This is a genomic window from Streptomyces sp. NPDC048185 (genome assembly GCF_043202495.1).
Classification (GTDB): Bacteria; Actinomycetota; Actinomycetes; order Streptomycetales; family Streptomycetaceae; genus Streptomyces.
In genome coordinates, this window is the sequence record NZ_JBIDAN010000002.1 from 143,169 (window position 1) to 164,735 (window position 21,567).

Consider the following 21,567-nt stretch of genomic DNA (forward strand, 5'->3'; position numbering starts at 1 on the left):
TCGCCATTACAGCGCGTATGGGACGGCCGCGCAGCCCCTGTGACCGGGGAACCCGTGATCCGGGTACGGCACGCCGGCCGGCCCTCGGGCCGGGTTCCGGGGGACGCCGTGCCGCGTGGGCGGGCGCGCTCCGCGCGCACGGCGGCCGCACACCGGTGGGGGCGCGTTCGGCGGCCGCCCCGGGGCGAGGAGACCGTGCGCGCCGGGGAGCCGGGAACGCGGTGGTCCGGCCGCTCCCGCCGGAGGACCGGACCGGTCCCGGTGCCCGCCCGGGATGGCCGGGCGGCGGGCTCAGCGGGTCCGCGCCGGGCCGGCACCGTCCGCGCCGCCGGTGCCCGCTCCGTCACCGGCGCCTTGGGCCCGCCCCGGTCCCGTCACCGGCGCCTTGGGCCGCCCCGGTACCGGAGCCCGCACCACCGGCCTGATCGCCCGCGCCGACGCCCTCGCCGCCCGCCTGATCGCCGACACCGGACTCCGCGCCACCGGCCTGGTCACCCGCGCCGGCGCCCTCGCCACCGGCTTGCTCGCCGACCGCGCCGCCGGCGCCGTCGCCGAGCGTGGCGCCGACCGCCTGCAGCGCCGTGGTGACCGGCTGGAAGAAGGTCTCGCCGCCCGCGGTGCAGTCGCCGCTGCCGCCGGACGTGAGGCCTATCGCCAGGCCGTCCCGGGTGAACAGGGAACCTCCGCTGTCCCCGGGTTCGGCGCACACGTCGGTCTGGATGAGGCCGGTGACAGTGCCTTCGGGATAGTTCACGGTGGCGTCCAGGCCGAGGACCTGTCCGTCGGCCAGTCCGGTGGTGCTGCCCATCCGGAAGACCTGCTGTCCGACCGTCGCCTCCGCCGCGCCGCTGATCGGGACGGTCTGGTTCCCGACGTTCACCTCGCTCGGCGCCTCGGTGGCGGGGTCGTCGTACCTGACGAGCGCGAAGTCGCCCTGACCGGGGAACACGGCCTGGTCGACGGTGGCGACCGGCTGTCCGCCCTGCGCGTCGGACCACTGCGCGGCCGCGACCCCGCAGTGGCCGGCGGTCAAGAAGGCGGGCGAGCCGTCCGCCGCGGTGACGTTGAAGCCGAGCGAGCAGCGCGCGCCGCCACCGAAGATGGCGTCCCCGCCGGACACGAAGGTGCGGAAGGTCCCGCCGGACTTCTGGAGGGTGGCCATGCCCGGGCCGAGGCTGTCGACGGTGGACTCCAGCCGGTCCCAGGCGGCGCCGGTGACGGTGCGGTCGGCGGTGACGAGGATCTTGTTGGTCCGGGGGTCGACGGCCCACGAGGTGCCGGGAATGGTCGCCTCGGACTTCAGGGTCCGCGCGCCGGTCTCGAGTTCGGCGATGCTGTTGTCCACCTCGCGGACGGCCGCGCCCGCCTTCTTCGCCTGGACGACGACGGTGTCGTCGTCGCCGGACACGACGTTGACGACGAGCTGCTGCCTGCCCGCGTCGTAGTAGGAGCCGGCGAAGGCTTCGCCGAGCAGCCCGGAGAGCTGGGAGGCGAGACCCGGGGCGTCCGCCGCCTTGAGTGTCCTCGGCGCGGCGGCGGTGTCGTCCGAACCGCCACCGTCCTGCGAGGCGTTGGCGTTGGGCAGCAGGACGGCGGCCGCGCCGAGCGCCACCACCGCACCTGCCGCCATGGCGGCCCTGCGCTTCGGGATTCGCTTGTGACTCAACCTTCTCGACCTCCTGGGACGGGGTCCGTGCCGCCGGTCGGCAGCTCTCGGGGGGGGCGCCTGGACGGCTGTTGGTACGCACGGGTCCGACGGGCCGTTCAATCCCGCGCGATCGGCACGCAGCGCGATCTTGCGCATACGCTCCGTTGCGCCCTCGGAGCGGAATCCGGGCTTCAGCGAATCTGCACATCGACTGCCCATCCCGGTCACCCCGGACGGTCGTTCTCCACAAACCACGGGCGCCGCGCACGCCTTTGGGGCGGGAGTGCCGGATTCGCAGCACCGACGGCAAGGTGTCGCACGGTCCGATGCCGCAGCCCGTGTGAAGAAGTCGCCGTGAAGACGTGCGCACTCCTGCACGGTTGGGCGCCCCGACGTCGCAAGTGTCCAGGTGAGAGGCGTGATTGATTGGAACGGCCGACCGGCCGCGTGCTTTGATCCATCGCACCGCGGGGGCCGCGGAGGGCTCCGGAACATGGGGCGCCCGGCCGCCCGTGGCCGCGGCCGTCATCTGTCCCCAGAGGGGGCCGCTCCCCCCTTGTGAATTGGCTATACGAAGGGAAGTTCCATCATGAACTCCACCCCCCAGGTTGAGACCGTCGAGATCTCCGACGCCGAGCTCGACAACGTCTCCGGCGGCCTGAACGTGAACGCCGTCGGCACCGTCACCGGCCTGGTGGACGGCATCGCCCCGGTCTCGGGTCTGCTCAACACCGTCGTCGGCACCGTCGAGGGTGTCACCGGCCTGAACACCGCCCCGGTCACCGGCCTGGTCGCCGGTCTCTGATCGGGCCCTTGTGCCGCTGAGTCCCGGAGCCGTACCCCGGCTCCGGGACTTTTCGGCCGTTCCCGACGACTTTCTTAGCGCTCTCCTGGGATACGTCCGACGTGCAGTTCCGCCAACAGGCCCTCGCCAAACTCCAGTCACCGGAGGAACTCGACCTTCCGGTGCGTTTCGCCCGCCCGCAGGGCTGGCTGGTGCTGTCCGTGACCGTCGTCGCGATGGCCGCCGCGTCCGTGTGGGCGGTGACCGGCTCGGTCGCCTCCACGGTCGGCGCACCCGCCGTCCTCACCCACGGGCAGGGCAGTTACGTCCTGCAGAGCCCGGTCTCCGGCCAGGTCACCGCGGTCCTCGCCCGGCAGGGCGAGCGGCTGGCCGCCGACTCGCCGGTGCTGAAGGTCCGCACCCCGCAGGGCGACACCGTCGTCCGCTCGCTCGACGCGGGCCGCGTCAGCGCGCTCGCCGCCACCGTCGGCCAGATCATCCAGACCGGTGCGAACGTCGCGTCGGTCGAGAAGGTCGCGCACGCCGGCGACCCGCTCTACGCCACCGTCTACGTCCCCGCCGAGAACGCCGCGGCCATTCCCGCCGACGCCCCGGTCGACCTGACCGTCCAGTCGGTGCCGGCCCAGGAGTACGGCGTGCTGCGCGGCCATGTGAAGTCGGTGGACCGCTCGGCGCAGTCCGCGCAGTCGATCGGCGCGTTCCTCGGGGACGGGCAGCTCGGCGAGCAGTTCACGAAGGACGGCAGGCCGGTGGCCGTGACGGTGCGCCTGGACACCTCGAAGACGACGAAGAGCGGCTACGCGTGGTCGTCCGCGGACGGACCGCCGTACGACCTGACCTCCATGACGCTGGCCACGGGCTCCATCCGGCTGGCCGGGCAGCGTCCCGTCGATTGGCTGCTGCCGTGAGTACCGCAACCGACACCCGGGGCAGACGCCGTGCCGCCCCGCCCCGGCGCAAGGTGCCCAGGAGCCGGGCGAAGACCGTCCGTACGCCCACCGTGCTCCAGATGGAGGCCGTGGAGTGCGGCGCCGCCTCCCTGGCGATGGTGCTCGGCCACTACGGCCGGCACGTCCCGCTGGAGGAGCTGCGCATCGCCTGCGGCGTCTCCCGCGACGGTTCACGTGCCAGCAACCTGCTGAAGGCGGCACGCAGTTACGGCTTCACCGCCAAGGGCATGCAGATGGACCTGGCCGCGCTCGCCGAGGTGACGGCGCCGGCCATCCTGTTCTGGGAGTTCAACCACTACGTCGTCTACGACGGCATGGGCCGGCGTTTCGGCCGGCGCGGGGTGTTCATCAACGACCCGGGCAAGGGCCGCCGCTTCGTGTCGCTGGAGGACTTCGACGGCAGCTTCACCGGGGTCGTGCTGACGATGGAGCCCGGCGCGGACTTCGCCCGGGGCGGCCGCAGGCCGGGCGTGCTCGGTGCGATGCCGGCCCGGCTGCGCGGCACCGCGGGCACGCTGCCCGCCGCCGTGCTGGCGAGCCTGCTGCTGGTGGCGGTGGGCGCGGCGGTGCCCGCGCTGAGCCGCACCTACATCGACATGTTCCTGATCGGCAAGCAGACCTCGCTGCTGGGCGTGCTGTTCGCGTCGATGGCGGCGTGCGTCCTGCTCACGGTGGTGCTGACCTGGCTCCAGCAGGCGAACCTGCTGCACGGCCGCATCATCTCCTCCACCCTCTCCAGCGCCCGCTTCCTGCGGCATCTGCTGCGGCTGCCGGAGACGTTCTTCTCCCAGCGCAGCCCGGCCGACCTGGTCCAGCGCCTGCAGTCCAACGACGCCGTCGCCGAGACTCTGGCCCGCGACCTCGCGGCGGCGGGCGTGGACGCGATCGTCGTCGTGCTGTACGCCGTGCTGCTGTACACGTACGACCCCCAGCTCACCTTCGTCGGCATCGGCGTGGCGCTGCTGAACATCGTCGCGATGCGGGTCGTGGTCAGACTGCGCGCGACGCGGACGGCGAAGCTGCGCGCGGACTCGGCCCGCTTGACCAACACGGCGTACACCGGCCTGCAGCTGATCGAGACGATGAAGGCGACCGGCGGTGAGGACGGCTACTTCCGCAAGTGGGCCGGGCAGCACGCCACCACGCTGGAGGAGCAGCAGCGGCTCGGGGTGCCGAGCGCCTGGCTGGGTGTGGTCGCGCCGACGCTCGCCACGCTCAACAGCGCGCTGATCCTGTGGATCGGCGGCATGCGGGCGGTCGAGGGGCACATCTCCATCGGCCTGCTGGTCGCCTTCCAGGCGCTGGTCACCCGCTTCACGGCTCCGCTGACCCGGCTGAACGGCGTCGCGGGCCGCATCCAGGACTTCGCGGCCGACGTGGCCCGTCTGAAGGACGTGGAGAACTTCCGGGCCGACCCGCTGTACGGCCGCCCCGGCGGCGGTGACTCCACGCGCCGGCTGCGCGGCCATGTCGAGCTGGAGAACATCTCGTTCGGCTACAGCCCTCTGGACAAGCCGTTGCTGACCGGCTTCGACCTGACCGTCGGTCCGGGGCGCCAGGTGGCGCTGGTCGGCGGCTCGGGCAGCGGCAAGTCCACGGTGTCCCGGCTGATCTCCGGCCTGTACACCCCGTGGGAGGGTGTGATCCGCATCGACGGCCGGCGTCTCGAGGACATTCCGCGCGGGGCGCTGGCGTCGTCCGTCTCCTTCGTCGACCAGGACGTGTTCCTCTTCGAGGGCTCGGTGCGCGACAACGTGGCGCTGTGGGACCCGTCGGTCCCGGACGACGCCGTGGTGGAGGCGCTCAGGGACGCCGCGCTGTACGACGTCGTGATGCGCCGTCCGGGCGGCATCCACAGCCGGGTCGAGCAGGACGGCCGCAACTTCTCCGGCGGGCAGCGCCAGCGCCTGGAGATCGCGCGGGCGCTGGTGCGCAGGCCCAGCATCCTGGTCCTGGACGAGGTGACCAGCGCGCTGGACGCGGAGACCGAACTGGTGGTGATGGACAACCTGCGCCGGCGGGGCTGCGCGTGCGTGGTGATCGCGCACCGGCTGAGCACCGTGCGGGACAGCGACGAGATCGTCGTCCTGGCGCACGGCTCGGTCGTGGAGCGGGGACGGCACGAGGAACTGGTGGCACGCGGCGGCGCGTACGCGGCGCTGGTCGGGGAGCGGTGAGATGACGACGGTGCACGAAGGGCAGGGCGATCTCGTCCTCGGCGCGCTCGGCTCCCTGGGCACGCGTGTCGACTGTGCCGGGTTCAACCGCCTCGACCTGGAGGGCCCGCAGGTGCTCTGGCTGGTCGTGTCCGGTGCGGTGGACCTGTTCGCGGTGGACGCCGGGCAGCAGGGCCACTGGCACCATCTGGGCCGCCTGGAGGCGGGTTCGGTGCTGCTCGGTCCGGTGGCCGGCCCGGAGCACACGCTGGTGGCCCGGCCGCTGCGGGACTGCGTGGTGCACCGCATCGGGCTGCGCGAGCTGTACCAGCCGGCGGCCACGCAGACCTGGTCGTACGACGAGTACGGCAACCCGCAGTACGTGCCGCCGACGACGAGTCCGCTGGAGTACGCCCTCGCCCTCGGCGTCGGGCGCAGTCTGTCCATCCTCTTCCAGGCGCCGATGGCCTCCGAACGAGCGGCGGCGCCCACCGACGACGACGTCTTCTGGATGCAGGTGCCGCCCGGCAGCGTGCAGTACGGCGCGGTGTACGGCGACGAGGCGGCCGCCGACCTGCTGATGGACCCCGCCCTGTGGCAGAGCATGGTCGACCAGCAGTACCGGCTGCTGACCACGCTGGACCGCTGGATCGAGCAGCTGGAGCGCACCCACGAGACGCGCACGGCGGCCGGTATCAAGGCCGGTGAGGCGGTACGCGCCCAGGCCGACCGGACGCTGCTGGCCTCCATCGGCGGGGGCCGGGGGAAGCGGGCCACGGCCGCCGACGCCGACGCCACCCACGCGGCGTGCGAGCTGGTCGCCCGCGCGGCCGGGATCACACTGGCCGAGCCCGCGCAGAACGGCACCGAGAGCGACCGGCTCGACCCGGTGGAGCGGATCGCCCTCGCCTCCCGGGTCCGCACCCGGGCCGTACGGCTGGACGGCCGCTGGTGGCGGGACGACGTCGGGCCGCTGGTCGGTCACCGGGCCCTGTCGGGCGCGCCGGTGGCGCTGCTGTGGCGGCGCGGCGGCTACGTGGCCGTCCATCCGGCGACCGGCCGGGAGACACCGGTCGAGAAGGCCAACGCCGAGGAGTTCGAGCCGCGCGCGGTGATGTTCTACCGGCCGCTGCCCGAGCGCCGTCTCTCGCCGCTGCGGCTGCTGCGGTTCTGCCTGCGGGGCACGCGCGGTGACCTGGCGAGCCTGCTGCTCGCCGGACTGGTGACGGTGGCGATCGGCGCGCTGGTGCCGGTCGCGACCGGCAAGGTGCTGGGCGAGTTCGTGCCGAAGGCGCAGACCGGGCTGATCGTGCAGGTGTGTCTCGCGGTGATGCTGAGCAGTGTCGTCGCGGCGGCGTTCATGCTCTTGCAGAACCTGACGATCCTGCGCCTGGAGGGCCGGATCGAGGCGACGCTCCAGCCGGCCGTGTGGGACAGGCTGCTGCGGCTGCCGACCCGGTTCTTCACCGAGCGTTCCACGGGTGAGCTGGCCAGCGCGGCCATGGGCATCAGCGCGATCCGCAGGCTGCTGGCCGGGGTGGGGCCGACGGTGGCCCAGTCGGTGACCGTCGGGGCCATGAACCTGGGGCTGCTGTTCTGGTACAGCGTGCCGATGGCGCTCGCGGCGATCGGCATGCTGGTGGTCGTCGCCGCGGTGTTCCTGGGGCTCGGGCTGTGGCAGGTGCGCTGGCAGCGGCGGCTGGTGCAGCTCGGCAACAAGCTGAACAACCAGGCCTTCCAGACGCTGCGCGGACTGCCCAAGCTGCGGGTCGCGGCGGCCGAGAACTACGCCTACGCGGCCTGGGCGGCGCAGTTCGCGCGCAGCCGCGAGCTCCAGCAGCGGGCCGGGCGCATCAAGAACCTCAACGCGGTGCTCGGCGCGGTCTACCTGCCGCTGTGCACGCTGCTGATGTTCATGCTGCTGGCCGGACCGGCGCGCGGTTCGATGTCGGCGGCGGCGTTCCTCACCTTCAACACGTCGGTGACGATGCTGCTGACCTCGGTCACCCAGCTGACCGGTGCCTTCGTGTCGGCGGTGGCGGCGCTGCCGCTGTTCGAGGAGATCAAGCCGGTGCTGGAGGCGGCGCCCGAGGTGCGCCACGCGAGCACCCGGCCCGGGCCGCTGTCCGGGGCGATCGAGGCCCGGCGGCTGTCGTTCCGGTACACCGACGACGGGCCGCTGGTCCTCGACGACGTGTCGTTCGCGGTGCGGCCGGGCGAGTTCGTGGCGATCGTCGGGCCCAGCGGCTGCGGCAAGTCGACCCTGCTTCGGCTGCTCATCGGCTTCGACCGTCCGCTGTCGGGCAGCGTCCTCTACGACGGCCAGGACCTGGCCGCGCTCGACCCGTCCGCCGTACGCCGGCAGTGCGGGGTGGTGCTCCAGCACGCGCAGCCGTTCACCGGCTCGATCCTGGACGTCATCTGCGGCACCGAGCCGTACACGCCGGAGGAGGCGATGGCGGCGGCCGAGATGGCGGGGCTCGCCGAGGACATCAAGCGGATGCCGATGGGCCTGCACACCATCGTGTCGGGCAGCGGGGCGGTCTCCGGCGGCCAGCGGCAGCGGCTGATGATCGCGCAGGCGCTGATCCGGCGGCCGCGCGTCCTCTTCTTCGACGAGGCGACCAGCGCCCTGGACAATGAGACGCAGCGCACGGTGATCGAGTCGACCAAGGCGCTGAACGCCACCCGGATCGTGATCGCACACCGGCTGACCACGGTGCTGGACGCCGACCGCGTGATCGTGATGGAGGACGGCAAGGTCGCCCAGCAGGGCCCGCCCGCCGAGCTGCTGGCGGACACGGGCGGCCGGCTGCACGAGCTGGTGCGGCGGCAGCTGGCCTGAGGCTCCCGGCCTGGTGCAGCCCAGGGTGCCGCCGCGGCGGCCCGGCCCGGACGCAGTTGGACCGGCGCAGAAGTGGGTACCAGCGCCTTCATGCGAATCAGCGTGGTGGATGTCGGGTCGAACACCGTCCGGCTCGTGGTGGCGGACGCGGAGGGCGGTGTTCCGCTGCCGGTCCACACGGCGAAGTGGCGCCTGCGGCTGTCCGAGCAGGTCCCGCCGGGTGCCCCGGTTCCCGAGGAGGCCGTGGAGCGGCTGGTGGCGGCGGTGGCCGACGCGGGCCGGACCGCGGCCCGGTGGGGCGCGGCCGGCCCGCTCGCCTTCGCGACCGCCGTGGTGCGTGCCGCGCCGAACCGGCGGGAGGTGCTGCACACCGTCCGGGACCGCACCGGGGTCGCTCTGTGCACCCTGCCGGGCGAGGTGGAGGCCGAGCTGACGTTCCTCGGCGCCCGCCGCTGGATGGGCTGGCGGTCGGGACCGCTCGCCCTGCTGGACATCGGCGGCGGCTCGCTGGAGGTCGCCTTCGGCCGCGGCCGGCTGCCCGACTTCGTGGCCTCGCTGCCGCTGGGCGCCGGGCGCCTGACCCACGAGTTCCTCGCGGGCGGCCAGGACGCACCGCATCCGGAGCAGCTGCGGGCGCTGCGCCGCAAGGTCCGCCACCAGCTGCGGGACGTCGCGGCGCGGATCCGCTGGGAGGGCCCGCGCACCGCGGTGGCGACCTCGCGGACGTTCCAGCAGCTCGGGCGGCTGTGCGGAGCCCTGCCCGGTCGGCACGGCCCCTTCGAGGAGCGCCGGATGAGCTGCGCGGACCTGAAGCGCGCGGCCGGCCGGCTGGCCGCCCTGTCCGCCGCCGAGCGGGCCCGGCTGCCCGGCATCTCCGCGCCGCGTTCCGCGCAGAGCCTTGCGGGCGCGGTGGTCGGGCACACGGCGATGAAGCTGACCGGGCTGGAGTCGGTGACGCTGTGCCCCTGGGCGATACGCGAGGGGATCCTGCTGCGCCACATCGAGGACGGGCCGTCCTGGTGGGCGGAGGTCGTCCGAACCGACGACGAGCCCGCCGTCCCCGGCCCGGTGCCGCTGCGCATCGCGTCCACCGCGAACTGACACCGTCAGGTCCCTGGAGGGGCCCGGCGGCCACACGGAACCGAACGAGAAGACCGAACGAGAAGGAGGAGCCCCGACGTGTCCCACGACGGCGAGCGCGACGACAAGAAGCCCGAGACGGCCATCGAGGAGGTCATGCGCGAGATCGAGGAGGCCGAGACCCGTGACGCCGAGTCCGCGAAGGAGCGGCGGCACCGGGGCGAGGCGGGCGACGCCACCTCGCCGAACGTCGAGGCGCAGGAGGAGTCCGGCAGGGAGTAGAGCGGCGGCGCGGGTGCCCGGGCGACGCGGATGCGACGGCGCCCGCCGGGTACCCGCGAGGCATGGAGAACGTCCGCGAAGAACCACAGCTGCCGACGGCCCGGGGCCCGCTCTCCGCGGCCGTCGGCGCGTATCTGCTCGGCACCGGCCCGCTCCCCCGCCCCGAGGACGCCGCCGCCGCGTCACCGTACGGAGACGACCTGCAGCTGGCCCTGTACCAGTGCTACGAGCTGCACTACCGCGGCTTCGCCGGCGTGTCCCCGGGCCTGGAGTGGGACCCCGGTCTGCTGCGCTTCCGGGCGGCGCTGGAGGACCGCTTCCTGTCCGCGCTGCGTGCCGACACGCCGGTCCACGACAGCGTGGCGGACGCGGTCGGGGCGCTGCTGGTCGAGCCCGTCGACGGGGAGGGCGTCAGCCACTTCCTGCGGGACGAGGGCGAGTTGTGGCACCTGCGGGAGTACGCGGCGCAGCGTTCCCTGTACCACCTCAAGGAGGCCGACCCGCACGCGTGGGTGCTGCCGCGGCTGTGGGGCCGGGCGAAGGCGGCGATGGCGGCGGTGGAGTTCGACGAGTACGGCGGTGGCCGTGCCGACCGGGTGCACGCCCGGCTGTTCGCCGACCTGATGACGGACCTGGGCCTGGACACGACGTACGGGCGCCATCTCGACGCGGCCTCGGCCGAGTGCCTGGCCACGGTGAACATGATGTCCCTGTTCGGCCTGCACCGCGCGTTGCGCGGCGCCCTCGTCGGTCATTTCGCGGCGGTCGAGATCACGTCGTCGCCCGGTTCCCGCCGGCTCGCCGAGGCCATGCGCCGCACCGGCGCGGGGCCCGCCGCCGAGCACTTCTACGACGAGCACGTCGAGGCCGACGCGGTGCACGAGCAGATCGTCCGGCACGAGGTGATCGACGGCCTGCTGGAGCAGGAACCGCGGCTGGCGGCGGACGTCGTCTTCGGCATCGACGCCACCGGATACCTGGAGGACCGTTTCGCCGACCGGCTGCTCGCCGACTGGCGGGCCGGCCGCTCCTCCCTGCGCACTCCCCTGGCGGGCGTGGTCGCCGAGCCTGCCGGAAGCTCCCATATTTCGTGACCGCGGGGGTACGTGGGTTGCGTGAATTTCATGGTGCTACCGGGCGTCTACGCCCCCCAGGAGGACACCGCCCTGCTGACCGGGGCCCTGTCCGACGAGTCGCTGCCACCCGGCGCGGCCGTGCTCGACGTGGGGACCGGCTCGGGCGCCCTGGCGCTGGCCGCGGCCCGGCGGGGCGGCCGGGTCACCGCGGTGGACGTGTCGCGGCGTGCCGTCTGGGCCACCCGGCTGAACGCGGCGCGGGCCGGTGCACGCGTCCGGGTCCGGCGCGGCAACCTGTTCACTCCGGTACGGGGTGAGACGTTCGACCTGGTCCTGGCCAATCCGCCGTACGTTCCGGCGCCGGGCGGCGGCCGCCTGCCGCGCGGTGCGGCCCGGGCCTGGGACGCGGGTCACGACGGCCGGCTGGTGCTGGACCGGATCTGCCGGGAGGTGCCCGCCCTGCTGCGGCCCGGCGGTGTGCTGCTGCTCGTGCAGTCCGCGCTCAGCGACCCCGAGCGGACCGTCGGGCAGCTGCGGGCGGCCGGTCTGAAGGCCGCGGTGATCAGGCGGCAGCGGATCGCCTTCGGGCCCGTGGTGCGCGGCCGGGAGCGCTGGCTGCGGCAGCGGGGTCTGCTGTCCCTGGCCGAGAACGAGGAAGAGCTGGTGGTCGTCCGTGCCGAACTCCCCGTCTGAACCGCCCCGCCGGATCACCGTCCAGCGCCGGGGGCCGATGCTGGTGGAGGGCCCGGTGGAGATCGAGCTGGAGGACGGCACGACGGTGTCCTCCGACCGCTTCCGGGTCGCCCTGTGCACCTGTCGCCGCAGCCGGCGCTTTCCCTGGTGCGACACCAGCCACCGTGCCCGGTCGTCCGGGCCGGGCGACGGGCCGCCCGACAGGGGCTGACGCCCGCACGGCAGCCGGCCGGATACCGGAGAACGGCGGACGGCCCCACTCCGTCCGCCGTCCCCGGTGCGGGACCGTCCCGTCCGCGCGGCGGCGCTCGCACTCCCCAGCGACGAGCAGCCGGTCACGTCGCGCGGATCGCGCGGTCCCGGTCTCCTAGAACGTGAAGACGCTCGTACTGCCCGCGTTCTTCACGCACTCGTTGGCGAAGGCGCGCTCGTAGGACACGCGCCGGCCCTGCCAGACCCCGTCCACGGTGACGACGACCGGGGCGTACTCCCGGGTGCACAGCACCCCGCTGTCGCCCGTCAGGGCGTCGAAGTCGCCGCCCGTGCCGCGCAGTTCCGCGCAGGCGGAGCCGGCGGCCGGGTGGGTGCCGGAGGGTCTCGGCATACAGGTCAGGGTGACGGCGCGCAGCGGCGCCGCGGTGGCGGCGCTCTCTCCCTGCCCCACGGTCAGCACGAGGGCCGAGGGGGCGTAGAGGGACGCGGGGGCGGTGGCCGGGGAGGCGATGGAGGCCCCCGCGAGGGGCCCGCAGACGGCGGTGGCCGTCAGGCCCAGAGTCGCTGCCCAGCGCGCGGTGTTCCGCATTGTGTGCATCCTTCCGCTCGATCAGAGGGTGGTGCCGCCCGGCCCGGTAGGTGCCGGATCGGCGAGCGCGAGTCTGCCGAGTCCGCCACCGAAAAACACAATCGACCCCGCGGATTTCGGTAACCTTGCGTATTGAATCAGTGGCGGGAAGTTACCGAATTAGAACGTTCCACGTCCGGAACGGGGCGGTTCTTGATCATGCGCTCTGGCCGGATGGCGTGATCCACGCGTTCGCCAATAGGCCGGAAACACTCCCGAAACAGTGGGGCACCCGCCCGGCCCTCCTGACCTACCGGTGAGTATGGTGCTGCGTGGCGCGAGCTCGACGACGAGGGGCGGGACGTACGGATGGCGAAGCACTGGGCGGACTTCCAGTACGAGATCTACCTGAACGGGATGACGGGCGCGGTGCCGCGGCTGCCCACCGATCTGACGAGGCTGGAGGAGCTGACCGAGCGTCGGCTCGGCCCCGGCCCCGTGGGGTACGTGGCGGGCAGCGCGGGCGACGGCTCCACGGCGCGCGCCAACCGGCGGGCCCTGGAGCGGCGCCGGATCGTGCCGCGGATGCTGCGGGACGTGCACGACCGCGACCTCTCGGTCGAGGTGCTGGGCCGCTCGCTGCCGGCTCCGCTGGCGCTGGCGCCCGTGGGCGTGCTGTCGATCATGCATCCGGACGCGGAGACGGCCGCCGCCCGGGCCGCCGCCGCGCAGGGCGTCCCGTTCGTCCTCTCCTCGGCGTCGAGCACCCCGATGGAGCAGGTCGCCGAGGCGATGGGGAACGCCGAACGCTGGTTCCAGCTGTACTGGCCGAAGGACCGCGAGGTGGCCCGCAGCTTCCTGGACCGGGCGAGGGCGGCCGGGTTCACGGCCCTCTTCGTCACCCTGGACACCCCGCTGCTGTCGTGGCGCCCGCGCGACCTCGACCAGGCGTACCTGCCGTTCCTGCACGGCGTGGGCACCGCCAACTACTTCTCGGACCCGGCGTTCCGGGCGGGACTGGCGAAGCCGGTGCACGAGGACCCGAACGCGGCGGTGATGCACTTCGTCGGCATGTTCTCCGACCCGGGGAAGACCTGGCCGGACCTGCGGTTCCTGCGGGAGAACTGGGACGGCCCGATCGTCCTCAAGGGCGTCCTGCACCCGGACGACGCCCGGCTCGCCGCCGACGCCGGGATGGACGGTGTGGTGGTGTCCAACCACGGCGGGCGCCAGGTGGCCGGTTCGGTCGCGGCGGCCGACGCGCTGCCGGGCGTGGTGGAGGCGGTCGGTGACCGGCTCACCGTGCTGTTCGACAGCGGCGTCCGCACCGGTGACGACGTCTTCAAGGCGCTCGCGCTCGGCGCGCGGGCGGTGCTGCTGGGCCGCCCGTACGTCTACGGACTCGGTCTGGACGGGCAGGCGGGCGTGGAGCACGTGATCCGCTGCCTGCTCGCCGAACTCGACCTGACGCTCGCCCTGTCCGGACACGCCTCCCCCGCCACCCCAGGCCCCGCCGACCTCGTCGAGGAGCCCGCCTGAGTTCCGGCCGGTGTGCGGGACCGCCCTCAGCGGCGGTGGACGCTGACCGCGTATCCCCCGCCCTCGTACGGGTCGGCGTCCCAGGTGGCGAAACGGTCGGTGAGGGTGAGGCCCGCCGAGGCGCAGTGTGCGTCGTACTCCGCGAGGGTCAGGGCGGGCGGCACGGGAAGGTGCTCCCGGTCCAGGCCGAAGCCGGCGACGAGCAGGCCGCCCGGGCGCAGGGCCCGGGCCAGCCTGGCGGCGACCGCGGCCTCGGTGCCCGCGGCGAGGAGCGGGAAGACGTTGCCCGCGGCGACGACGAGGTCGAAACCGGGGGCGATGCCCGCGGCGGCCGGGTCGAACTCCGAGAGGTCGGCCTGCAGCCAGGTCAGCCGTGGCGCGTCCCGGCGTGCCACGGCCAGCATGGAGGCGTCGAGGTCCACCCCCACGCCGTCGTATCCGAGGCCGGCGAGCTGGATCAGGACCCGCCCGGTGCCGCAGCCGGCATCCAGCACGCGTGACCCGGGAGGCACGAGCGTGGCGCAGAAGCGCGCCTCGCCGTGCACGTCCTGTCCCTGCTCGGCCAGTTCCGCGAAACGAGCGGCGTACCGCTCGCCCGAGCTGCCACCGGTCAGCTTCTCCCATCGGTTCATGACAGCCAGCCTAGGTTCTCCCGCACCGCCAGGACGGGACCGGCCCTTCAGCCGTCCGGCCGGCCCCGGCCCTGCCTTCGGCCTGCCGGTCCTCCAGGACCGGCAGGCCGAAGAGCACTAAGACATCATCTCATTTGGCCGGGTCGGTAGTCTGTTGGTTGTGGTGGGGATCGTTGAGCGGCTGGTGCCGGATGAGTTGTGGGAGCTGTTTCAGCGGGTGGCGCCGGAGCCGCCGACGCGGCCGCAAGGGGGCGGCCGTCGTCGGCACGGCGACCGGGAGGTCCTGGCAGCGATCGTGTTCGTGGCCACGTCTGGCTGTACCTGGCAGCAGTTGCCGTCCGCGTCCTTCGGGCCGTCTGGAGCGACGGCCCACCGGCGGTTCTCCGAGTGGAGCAAGGCCAGAGTGTGGGCGAAGCTTCACCGCCTGGTCCTCGACGAGCTCGGTTCCCGCGGAGAGTTGGACTGGTCGCGTTGCGCGATCGACTCGGTGAATATGCGGGCTCTCAAAAGGGGGACATGACAGGTCCGAATCCGGTAGACCGGGGCAAGTACGGCTCGAAGATCCACTTGATCACGGAGCGGACCGGTCTGCCCCTGTCCATCGGGATCTCAGGGGCGAACCTGCACGACAGCCAGGCCCTGATCCCCCTGGTCAAGGGCATACCCCCAATCCGCTCCCGTCGCGGCCCTCGGCGACGCAGACCGGGCAAGCTCCACGCCGACAAGGGCTACGACTATGACCACCTGCGCCGATGGCTCCGAGGGCGCGGTATCCGCCACCGCATCGCCCGCAAGGGCATCGAGTCCTCCACCCGGCTGGGGCGCCATCGTTGGACGATCGAGCGGACCATGTCCTGGCTGGCCGGCTGCCGTCGCCTGCACCGACGCTACGAGCGCAAGGCCGAGCACTTCCTCGCCTTCACCAGCATCGCCTGCACCCTCATCTGCTACCGCCGACTCACCAGATGAGGCAGACCAAGCGACTTCAGAGCCTGCGCAAGCCCGCGCCCCACAGAGCGGAATCCTGCATGGCCTCGGCCCGGCTGTCTGCACTCAACACCCTGCACAGGAACTCCGTCATGCCACAGTCGAAACGAGTCCAGGTGTCGTCGCCGTGACTGAAGAGCACCACCGGCCAGTCATCGGGTTCGCCATGGGTGAGCCAGCAGTACAGGTCAGCACTGCCATCCGCTCCCCAGGTCACCAGATCCTCGGCTGCTGCGTCCATGCCGGTGGGTTCGGTGTCCATCCACGTAGCCCGCGTGTCCGCGGTGATGAACCCCATGCCGCCTTTCCGGGCACCCGGCTCGTCACAGTTCTCAGGAGTCACGGTGGAAGGAACCAGCACACCGAGATCCAGACCCGACAGGCCATCACCGTAGTGCGCTAGGAACCCCTTGAAGTCCGAGGGGAACACGAACCCCCAGGCCCTTTGCACAGTCTTCCAGTCGACCAGCACCCCCACTCCGACCGGCGGCGGCATCAAGCGGATCAGACCGGCGAGGCCATCTCGGTCAATCATGTCCCTGCTCCGTCCCACCTCGACAGGTGCGTACTGAACAGAGGCCCGCACCTCTCTGACCCACCGCTTGGTCTGTCCATCCGCTGGGGCGACCTGCATCGATGCCCTTGTGCGTCAACCGTGACCGACACCTTATCCCGACCAAATGAGATGATGTCTAAGGCAGGGTGAAACGGACGGAGCTGAAGGGGAAGGCTGCGGTGTTGCCGGGGTTGACCACGGTACCCAGCAGGGTGCCGTTGAGATCGGTGTAGGTGGTGGCGCGAGCGTTGGTGTTGTTGAACCCGCTCAGGGCGACGCTCGTCACGTAGTAACAGGTGCCTTCGCTGGGGTTGATGATGCGGTTGTTGCCGCCGAGCAGGTCGCTGTATTCGAACTGCCCGGTGATCGGGGTGGTGGCCGAGGCGGGGACGGTGGTCGCCGCGACTAGGGTGACGCCGGCTGCAACCGCGGCGGCGCCGAGAGTGATACCACGCAGGGAACGCATGGGGCTCCTTCGGTGAGGTGGAGGGTACTGGTGAACGCTCGTGCGGGTCGTGCAGCAACACGCACGCACGGCGGACGTCGTGTGGCTGACGTAGCGGCCGGGGATCAGGTACACGTCTGGCTTGTGGTGTCACCGCCTGTCGTCCATCCGCCCGGCGCGCGGTGAGGGCGGATGGACGGCGGACCGTGCCACGGTTTCCTGCTCGGCGGGAGGGCTCAGACCGGGGCGACGACGAGGGTGGCGGCCCCGGATATCTCGGACACTCCGTCACCGAGGAGGCAACCGGTCACGTCCAGCGTCGGGTAGACAACGGTGACGTTGATCGTCCTGCCTGCGAACAGGCCCGAGGTGATGGTTCCGGTGTCGGTCGCGATGGTGGTGCCGGTGGTCCGGCTGACCACCGCCAGCGCCTGAGCGGTGCTGGTACGGCCCCCGTTCCAGTGGATGGTCAATTCCACTTCGAGTGCCGGCGGGGAGAGCAGGCAGCTGAGGGGCGCGGTGAAGGTGACGAAGCTGGAAGCCGAGGTGACGGGAGGACCGTCGGGGTCGATCTGGACGTCCAGGCATGTGCCGTAGTCCTGAGTGGAGGTCACCGTGGTATTGCGAGTGGCCGCGACGAGTCCCGGGGAGTAATGCTGTGTGGCGCTGCCCGTGCAGGTCACCAGCGGCAGAGAGTCCGACTCCGTGGCCTTTGCGGACGTAGCCGTGGAGAGGGGGAGCAACAGTGCTGTCAGCAGGGACAGGGACGCTGCCACACTGGTGGGAAGGGTACGAGGGCCTTGCTTGCGGAGACCGCCGGTACGTTTCATGCGGATCGATACCTTTCGGTGAGTACGTGGACGGCCGATAGGCCGAGGAACGGTGCGGTGCCGGCAGGCCCGTCTCGTGAGCCGAGCTCGGGAACCCGGCGCGAGCTGATTCCGTGCCGTCCGGCTGCCACCAGGCGCTCGCCACGACAGCATCCGTTCGAAGACGGATCCTCCTCCTCGCGTGCGCCCTGCAGTGCATGTCCGACAGACCGGTGCGTGGACACCGCCGTACGACCGTGTACGCGACCGGCCGCCCTCATGGCCGGCAACCCACAGCGGCGGCGCCCGCACATGCGAGAGTGATCCTCGCCGGCCGCTGCGGCAGAGCCGGCCCCTTCGCGGTGGCGTCAGTGCAGGAACCTCAGGCCGACGACACCTGTGACGATCAGACCAAGGCACAGAAGGCGGGCCAAGGTAGCGGGGTCGTGGTCGTGGACCATGCCGTACGCGGCAGTACCGACGGCCCCGATGCCGACCCACACGGCGTAGGAGGTACCGATCGGCACAGTCCGCATCGCATAGGACAGACCGGCCATGCTCAGGATGAGGGCGACGAGGAACAGAACTGCCGGCCACAACCGGGAAAGGTTGCGTGAGGCGTCCAGTGCCGTCGCCCAGACGGTCTCCATGATCCCGGACAACACCAGAATCATCCATGCCATGACGACCTCCTGCACGACACGCTTCGGGTGGACCATGCCCTGACCGCGGAAGGCTCGCGAGGGGCCACATCAGTCGGGCCAGGTCGTGGAAGGCGTGGTGAGCAGCCGCAGCCCCTGCTCTTCGACAGCGAAGTTGTCCTCGATCTTCAGGACGAAGACGCGACCTTCCGACTCGACCGCTGTCTCCGGTTCCAGCGCGATGACGTGGCCGATACGCAGAACGTCGTCGTGATCGGTGAGACTCGCGCTGTGGATCGTGGGCAGTTCGCAACAACGCAGGCCGATACCGTGACCGGTGCCGTACGGGGTGGGCGGCAGCCCCTGCCGGACGAGGCAGTCGTTCATCGCTTCGTGGATCCGGGAGACGCGTACCCCGCAGCGAGCGGCTTCCTGGCCGGCTTCGTAAGCCGTCAGCAGGGACCGCCACGCGCGCCGGACCGCGGGGGCGGGCTCTCCCACCCACCCGGTGCGGGCGGCGTCGGAGGCGTAGCCCCCATGGCCGTGGCATCCCGTGTCGAGGAAGAACGGTTCTCCCTCCTGAAGCACCGCTCCGTCGGCGAACCAGCCCCCCGTCCCCTTGCGGACGTTGCACACCGAGTGAGTGACGAACTCGGCGCCCGAGTCGTGCTGGTGAGCGGCGGCCACCGCCAACAGATGGTGATCGGACATGCCCGGTCGCGCACCGTCCAGCGCTGCCTGCAGGGCCGCGGCGTTGACGCGGCAGGCCGCCTCGACGAGGCCGATCTCCAGCGGGTCCTTGACCGCACGAATGGCGAACAGGTCCGAGGCACATGGGGTGAGCCGCACATGCGGCAGTTCTGCCGCCAGATCGTGCAGGATCCCGGCGTCCAAGGAGTCGTAGGCCACGTGGCGGGCGTGCCTGGCGCGCAGGACCGCTGCCACGGCCCGCACCCACTGCCGCGGGTGGCAGGCGGCGGGAGCCCACGAGGGCAGGGGGAAGATACCGCGCATCTTGTGCGGCAACGCTGGCCCGGGCGCCGCGGCGTCGACATAGGGGACGAAGATGTCCCCTTCACCGAACGCATCCACCACGGTGGCGTACCAGTCGGTGCTCTCGCTGACCAACTGCGCCCGGAAGTCGGTGGCATAGCGGATCTGGTCCGGCCCGGTGAGCAGCAGATGATCCACGTCGCGCTGCGCCATCCAGTGCGCCAGGCGGGCTGTCCGGCCGGCTTGCAACGCATGCCGGTCGACGCGTGGCCATGGTTGCCGCGAAGCACCCGGGACCGGCGCGGAAGCCGTCTCGTGTCCGGGCCCGCTCACCGGGGTGCACCTGGCTCTGCCGCACGAGGTGCCCGCTGCGCGCCTTCGGCCAGCTCTTCCTCCGCCTCGCCCGCGCTCACCACCTTGGCCAGCAGGTCCTCGACATCCTGACGGGTCGCCGAAGGATTGATCAACGTCAGCTTCAGGTGGATGCGCTTGGCGCCGCCCACTGCGCGCTCGGTGCGGCCGATGACGACGCTTCCCTCGGTCAGCAGCCGTCGGCGGAGGGCAGCATTGACCTGGTCGGCCAGTTCCGGGCGGTGCGGGCGGTACCGGAAGACCACCCGGGTGAGGACGGCCGGGTAGTGGGTCTCCAGTTTCGGGTGCGCCTCGACGACCTGCTGGGCCTGCACGGCGAGAGCGTGGCAGTGGTCGACCAACGCGGCCATGCCGTCCTTGCCCAGGGCCCGGAAGGCCGCGGCAGCCTTGAGGGCGTCGGCACGGCGCGTGGTCTCCAGGGTGCGGCCCAACCGATTGGGGAAACCGGCCTCTTCGTCGTCACCGGGATTGAGGTACGCGACTTCGCGCTGCAGTGGTGCGAAGTGATCGGGGTTCCGGAGTAAAAGCACACTGGAGGAAGCCGGCTGCCAGGCCATCTTGTGCAGGTCCATGGTGACCGAGTCCGCGCGGTCGATACCGGCGAAGAGCGGCCTCAGAGTGGGGGAAAAGAGCATCCCGGCCCCATATGCCGCGTCCACGTGAAACCACATGCCACGCTCTTGCGCCAAGTCGGCGAGTTCCGGCAGCGGATCGATGGCGCCGAGGTCGGTCGTCCCTGCGGTGGCCATCAGCAGGAACGGGGCATCCCCCGGCGGCAGGTCCGCAAGCGCGTCCGACACCGCGGACGCTGTCATCCGTCCGTCGGCGCATGCGGGCACCACGACCGCTGCTGCGTCTCCCAGACCCGCGGCGGCGAGAGCGCGAGTGACGCTGATGTGCGCCTCGCTCGAGCAGACCACGCGCAGGCGGCGGGTGCCGGACTGCAGGCCGAGGCGGGTCACATCGGCACCGGTCATTGCCGATCCCGTGGTGTCGCGGGCCACGATGACCGCCAGCAGGTTGGAGAGGGAACCGCCGGGCGTCGTCACCCCCGATGCCCCTTCCGGCAGGCCGGCCAGCCGGCGCAGCTCCTCCAGGACCGCCTTCTCCAGCTCGATGGCGAACGGTCCGCTGTCCCACACGTCGACGGACTGGTTCATCGCGCTGGCCACCAAGTCGGCGGCCGCGGCCACTGTCAACGCCGGACATTGCAGGAAGGCCGCTGTCGCGGGATGCCCCAGGGACACGCTTCCCCAGCTGAACAGGCGTGCCAGCGGCACAAGGGCCTCGGCGTCCCCCGTCCCGTGTTCCGGCAGTACCTCGGGCAGCAGGTGCCGCGTTCGCCGCGCCAGCGCTGCGGGACCGCCGGCGGGCAGCGGCCCCGCTTTGTGCCGTGCGCCCGCTTGCGCAGCCACCAGCGCTTGATCGGCCAGGCCTCTGAGTGCCTGAAGGCCCTCCGGCGTGGCGGCCAGCCTTTCGGGCTCGAGAATCGACACGGATGTTCCCCGTTCGTCGTCTGTACCGGACAGGTTCAGGGCACTACGACGGCCTCACGCGTCGTTGGGGACCGACGCGTGTGGTCGTCATGCGCTTCAGAGGACCCGGTAGGACTTGAAGAGGAAGGTGATGGTGCTGCCCGGGGAGACGGGGTTGGCCAGCAGCGCGCAGCTGGTGTCGGTGTAGAGGACGACGGTGGCGTCGGTCTGGTTGTCGACGCTGGTGCCGACGGTGGAGACGAGCTTGCAGGTGCCTCGTTCGGGGTTGGCGACCTGCTGGCTGCCACCGAGGAGGTCGGTGTAGTAGAAGGTGCCGCTGGCGTTGCCGGAGGTGGCCAGGGCCTGTCCGGTGGTCAGGAGTGCGGCAGCGGTGCCGGCGGCCAGGGCCAGTGCGGTGCGACGTAAGGCAGGCATGATGTTCCTCGTGTGGAAGGGATGATGACGTCCACAACTGTGGTGGACATGGACGGTCGCGGACAGGGAGTGTGTGGCTCTGGAAGGGGCACGGGCAGCACACGGGGTGTGAGCGGGCGCATGGTGGTGACGTCGTATTTGTGACGGCCCGGCGGTGGTCACCTCCGAGCGCTGTTCGGGGTGACGCGGCATCAGGCCGTGGACGCCGGCTCGGCCAACCGTCCCGAAGGCGGCCGGACCGCGTTCCGGCGGACGTCGGTTGGCGACTTCTCACCTTGCCCTGTGTGCGTGGTGCGCCGACGCTGACAGACAACGCGTCTTCCCTTCTCGTCGGGAGAGAACCATGACCGCCTCACCATGCGCCCGG

General features: G+C 71.8%; 21 protein-coding genes. 11 read left to right on the plus strand and 10 right to left on the minus strand.

Translation table 11 applies throughout. The features are described 5' to 3' along the window. Positions 1-343: 343 nt before the first annotated feature. The gene (locus ACGF3H_RS06580) at positions 344-1,666 is read right to left on the minus strand and encodes a S1 family peptidase (RefSeq protein WP_362496152.1); all 1,323 of its coding nucleotides are present in this window, start codon (positions 1,664-1,666) and stop codon (positions 344-346) included. A gap of 571 nt (positions 1,667-2,237) precedes the next feature. Here ACGF3H_RS06580 and ACGF3H_RS06585 point away from each other — a divergent pair. The 9 genes from ACGF3H_RS06585 to ACGF3H_RS06625 all read left to right on the plus strand — a co-directional run bounded on the left by ACGF3H_RS06585 (position 2,238) and on the right by ACGF3H_RS06625 (position 11,746). After that, positions 2,238-2,453: a type A2 lantipeptide gene (locus ACGF3H_RS06585; RefSeq protein ID WP_351022798.1), complete on the plus strand. Its 216-nt coding sequence runs from the start codon at positions 2,238-2,240 to the stop codon at positions 2,451-2,453. 101 nt (positions 2,454-2,554) lie between these two features. Beyond that, a complete protein-coding gene (locus ACGF3H_RS06590; protein ID WP_362496155.1) occupies positions 2,555-3,361 on the plus strand; it encodes an HlyD family efflux transporter periplasmic adaptor subunit in 807 nt (268 codons plus the stop codon). Then, a complete protein-coding gene (locus ACGF3H_RS06595) occupies positions 3,358-5,580 on the plus strand; it encodes an NHLP family bacteriocin export ABC transporter peptidase/permease/ATPase subunit (protein WP_362496158.1) in 2,223 nt (740 codons plus the stop codon). Before ACGF3H_RS06590 ends, ACGF3H_RS06595 begins: the two co-directional genes overlap by 4 nt. 1 nt (position 5,581) lies before the next feature. Next, positions 5,582-8,404, plus strand: a complete 2,823-nt coding sequence (locus ACGF3H_RS06600; RefSeq protein ID WP_362496161.1) for an NHLP bacteriocin export ABC transporter permease/ATPase subunit — start codon at positions 5,582-5,584, stop codon at positions 8,402-8,404. 90 nt (positions 8,405-8,494) lie between these two features. Further along, complete coding sequence (locus tag ACGF3H_RS06605; protein ID WP_362496162.1) at positions 8,495-9,505, plus strand: Ppx/GppA family phosphatase; 1,011 nt, start codon at positions 8,495-8,497, stop codon at positions 9,503-9,505. 78 nt (positions 9,506-9,583) lie between these two features. Further along, on the plus strand, positions 9,584-9,766 hold the full coding sequence (locus ACGF3H_RS06610) for a hypothetical protein (RefSeq protein ID WP_362496165.1): 183 nt from the start codon (positions 9,584-9,586) through the stop codon (positions 9,764-9,766). Between the two features lie 62 nt (positions 9,767-9,828). Beyond that, positions 9,829-10,860: an iron-containing redox enzyme family protein gene (locus ACGF3H_RS06615; protein ID WP_362496168.1), complete on the plus strand. Its 1,032-nt coding sequence runs from the start codon at positions 9,829-9,831 to the stop codon at positions 10,858-10,860. Between the two features lie 30 nt (positions 10,861-10,890). Next, the gene (locus ACGF3H_RS06620) at positions 10,891-11,535 is read left to right on the plus strand and encodes a HemK2/MTQ2 family protein methyltransferase (protein ID WP_362496171.1); all 645 of its coding nucleotides are present in this window, start codon (positions 10,891-10,893) and stop codon (positions 11,533-11,535) included. Beyond that, on the plus strand, positions 11,516-11,746 hold the full coding sequence (locus tag ACGF3H_RS06625; protein ID WP_362496174.1) for a CDGSH iron-sulfur domain-containing protein: 231 nt from the start codon (positions 11,516-11,518) through the stop codon (positions 11,744-11,746). The genes ACGF3H_RS06620 and ACGF3H_RS06625 overlap by 20 nt, the downstream gene beginning before the upstream one ends. Before the next feature lie 156 nt (positions 11,747-11,902). Here the strand turns inward: ACGF3H_RS06625 and ACGF3H_RS06630 are convergent, their stop codons facing one another. Next, positions 11,903-12,337 carry a protease inhibitor gene (locus ACGF3H_RS06630; protein ID WP_362496176.1) on the minus strand — a complete coding sequence of 145 codons (435 nt, stop codon included), beginning with the start codon at positions 12,335-12,337 and terminating at the stop codon, positions 11,903-11,905. Between the two features lie 348 nt (positions 12,338-12,685). Here ACGF3H_RS06630 and ACGF3H_RS06635 point away from each other — a divergent pair, with 348 nt between their 5' ends. Next, a complete protein-coding gene (locus ACGF3H_RS06635) occupies positions 12,686-13,855 on the plus strand; it encodes a lactate 2-monooxygenase (protein WP_362496178.1) in 1,170 nt (389 codons plus the stop codon). Positions 13,856-13,881: 26 nt separating this feature from the next. Here ACGF3H_RS06635 and ACGF3H_RS06640 read toward each other — a convergent pair whose 3' ends face one another. Then, positions 13,882-14,487 (minus strand): class I SAM-dependent methyltransferase, encoded by a 606-nt coding sequence (locus tag ACGF3H_RS06640; protein WP_362496181.1) that lies wholly within the window; start codon positions 14,485-14,487, stop codon positions 13,882-13,884. Positions 14,488-14,656: 169 nt separating this feature from the next. On the opposite strand from ACGF3H_RS06640, the gene ACGF3H_RS06645 reads away from it, so the two are divergent. Then, positions 14,657-15,456, plus strand: a protein-coding gene (locus tag ACGF3H_RS06645) for an IS5 family transposase (protein ID WP_393816471.1) whose coding sequence is annotated in 2 segments (ribosomal slippage) — positions 14,657-15,005 and positions 15,005-15,456 — 801 coding nt in all. Because the reading frame shifts where the segments join, the coding sequence is not laid out codon by codon here. A gap of 16 nt (positions 15,457-15,472) precedes the next feature. Here ACGF3H_RS06645 and ACGF3H_RS06650 read toward each other — a convergent pair. The 7 genes from ACGF3H_RS06650 to ACGF3H_RS06680 all read right to left on the minus strand — a co-directional run bounded on the left by ACGF3H_RS06650 (position 15,473) and on the right by ACGF3H_RS06680 (position 21,200). Beyond that, on the minus strand, positions 15,473-16,009 hold the full coding sequence (locus ACGF3H_RS06650; RefSeq protein ID WP_362496183.1) for an SMI1/KNR4 family protein: 537 nt from the start codon (positions 16,007-16,009) through the stop codon (positions 15,473-15,475). Between the two features lie 157 nt (positions 16,010-16,166). Continuing rightward, positions 16,167-16,496, minus strand: coding sequence for a hypothetical protein (locus ACGF3H_RS06655; RefSeq protein ID WP_362496186.1), 330 nt, complete (start codon positions 16,494-16,496; stop codon positions 16,167-16,169). 215 nt (positions 16,497-16,711) lie between these two features. Further along, complete coding sequence (locus tag ACGF3H_RS06660; RefSeq protein WP_362496188.1) at positions 16,712-17,089, minus strand: hypothetical protein; 378 nt, start codon at positions 17,087-17,089, stop codon at positions 16,712-16,714. Positions 17,090-17,652: 563 nt separating this feature from the next. Further along, positions 17,653-17,967, minus strand: coding sequence for an SMR family transporter (locus ACGF3H_RS06665; RefSeq protein WP_362496190.1), 315 nt, complete (start codon positions 17,965-17,967; stop codon positions 17,653-17,655). 69 nt (positions 17,968-18,036) lie between these two features. Beyond that, a complete protein-coding gene (locus ACGF3H_RS06670) occupies positions 18,037-19,251 on the minus strand; it encodes a Xaa-Pro peptidase family protein (protein ID WP_362496193.1) in 1,215 nt (404 codons plus the stop codon). Continuing rightward, a complete protein-coding gene (locus ACGF3H_RS06675) occupies positions 19,248-20,786 on the minus strand; it encodes an aminotransferase class V-fold PLP-dependent enzyme (RefSeq protein WP_362496196.1) in 1,539 nt (512 codons plus the stop codon). The genes ACGF3H_RS06670 and ACGF3H_RS06675 overlap by 4 nt, the downstream gene beginning before the upstream one ends. A gap of 96 nt (positions 20,787-20,882) precedes the next feature. Continuing rightward, positions 20,883-21,200, minus strand: a complete 318-nt coding sequence (locus tag ACGF3H_RS06680; RefSeq protein ID WP_362496199.1) for a hypothetical protein — start codon at positions 21,198-21,200, stop codon at positions 20,883-20,885. Positions 21,201-21,567 lie beyond the last annotated feature (367 nt).

What these genes read in the sequence shown, in the direction of transcription:
- ACGF3H_RS06650 (WP_362496183.1), bottom strand. Translation starts at nt 16,009, where the DNA reads ATGATTGACCGAGATGGCCTCGCCGGTCTGATCCGCTTGATGCCGCCG.
- ACGF3H_RS06585 (WP_351022798.1), top strand. Translation starts at nt 2,238, where the DNA reads ATGAACTCCACCCCCCAGGTTGAGACCGTCGAGATCTCCGACGCCGAG.
- ACGF3H_RS06680 (WP_362496199.1), bottom strand. Translation starts at nt 21,200, where the DNA reads ATGCCTGCCTTACGTCGCACCGCACTGGCCCTGGCCGCCGGCACCGCT.
- ACGF3H_RS06630 (WP_362496176.1), bottom strand. Translation starts at nt 12,337, where the DNA reads ATGCGGAACACCGCGCGCTGGGCAGCGACTCTGGGCCTGACGGCCACC.
- ACGF3H_RS06665 (WP_362496190.1), bottom strand. Translation starts at nt 17,967, where the DNA reads ATGGCATGGATGATTCTGGTGTTGTCCGGGATCATGGAGACCGTCTGG.
- ACGF3H_RS06605 (WP_362496162.1), top strand. Translation starts at nt 8,495, where the DNA reads ATGCGAATCAGCGTGGTGGATGTCGGGTCGAACACCGTCCGGCTCGTG.
- ACGF3H_RS06640 (WP_362496181.1), bottom strand. Translation starts at nt 14,487, where the DNA reads ATGAACCGATGGGAGAAGCTGACCGGTGGCAGCTCGGGCGAGCGGTAC.
- ACGF3H_RS06615 (WP_362496168.1), top strand. Translation starts at nt 9,829, where the DNA reads ATGGAGAACGTCCGCGAAGAACCACAGCTGCCGACGGCCCGGGGCCCG.
- ACGF3H_RS06635 (WP_362496178.1), top strand. Translation starts at nt 12,686, where the DNA reads ATGGCGAAGCACTGGGCGGACTTCCAGTACGAGATCTACCTGAACGGG.
- ACGF3H_RS06655 (WP_362496186.1), bottom strand. Translation starts at nt 16,496, where the DNA reads ATGCGTTCCCTGCGTGGTATCACTCTCGGCGCCGCCGCGGTTGCAGCC.
- ACGF3H_RS06600 (WP_362496161.1), top strand. Translation starts at nt 5,582, where the DNA reads ATGACGACGGTGCACGAAGGGCAGGGCGATCTCGTCCTCGGCGCGCTC.
- ACGF3H_RS06620 (WP_362496171.1), top strand. Translation starts at nt 10,891, where the DNA reads ATGGTGCTACCGGGCGTCTACGCCCCCCAGGAGGACACCGCCCTGCTG.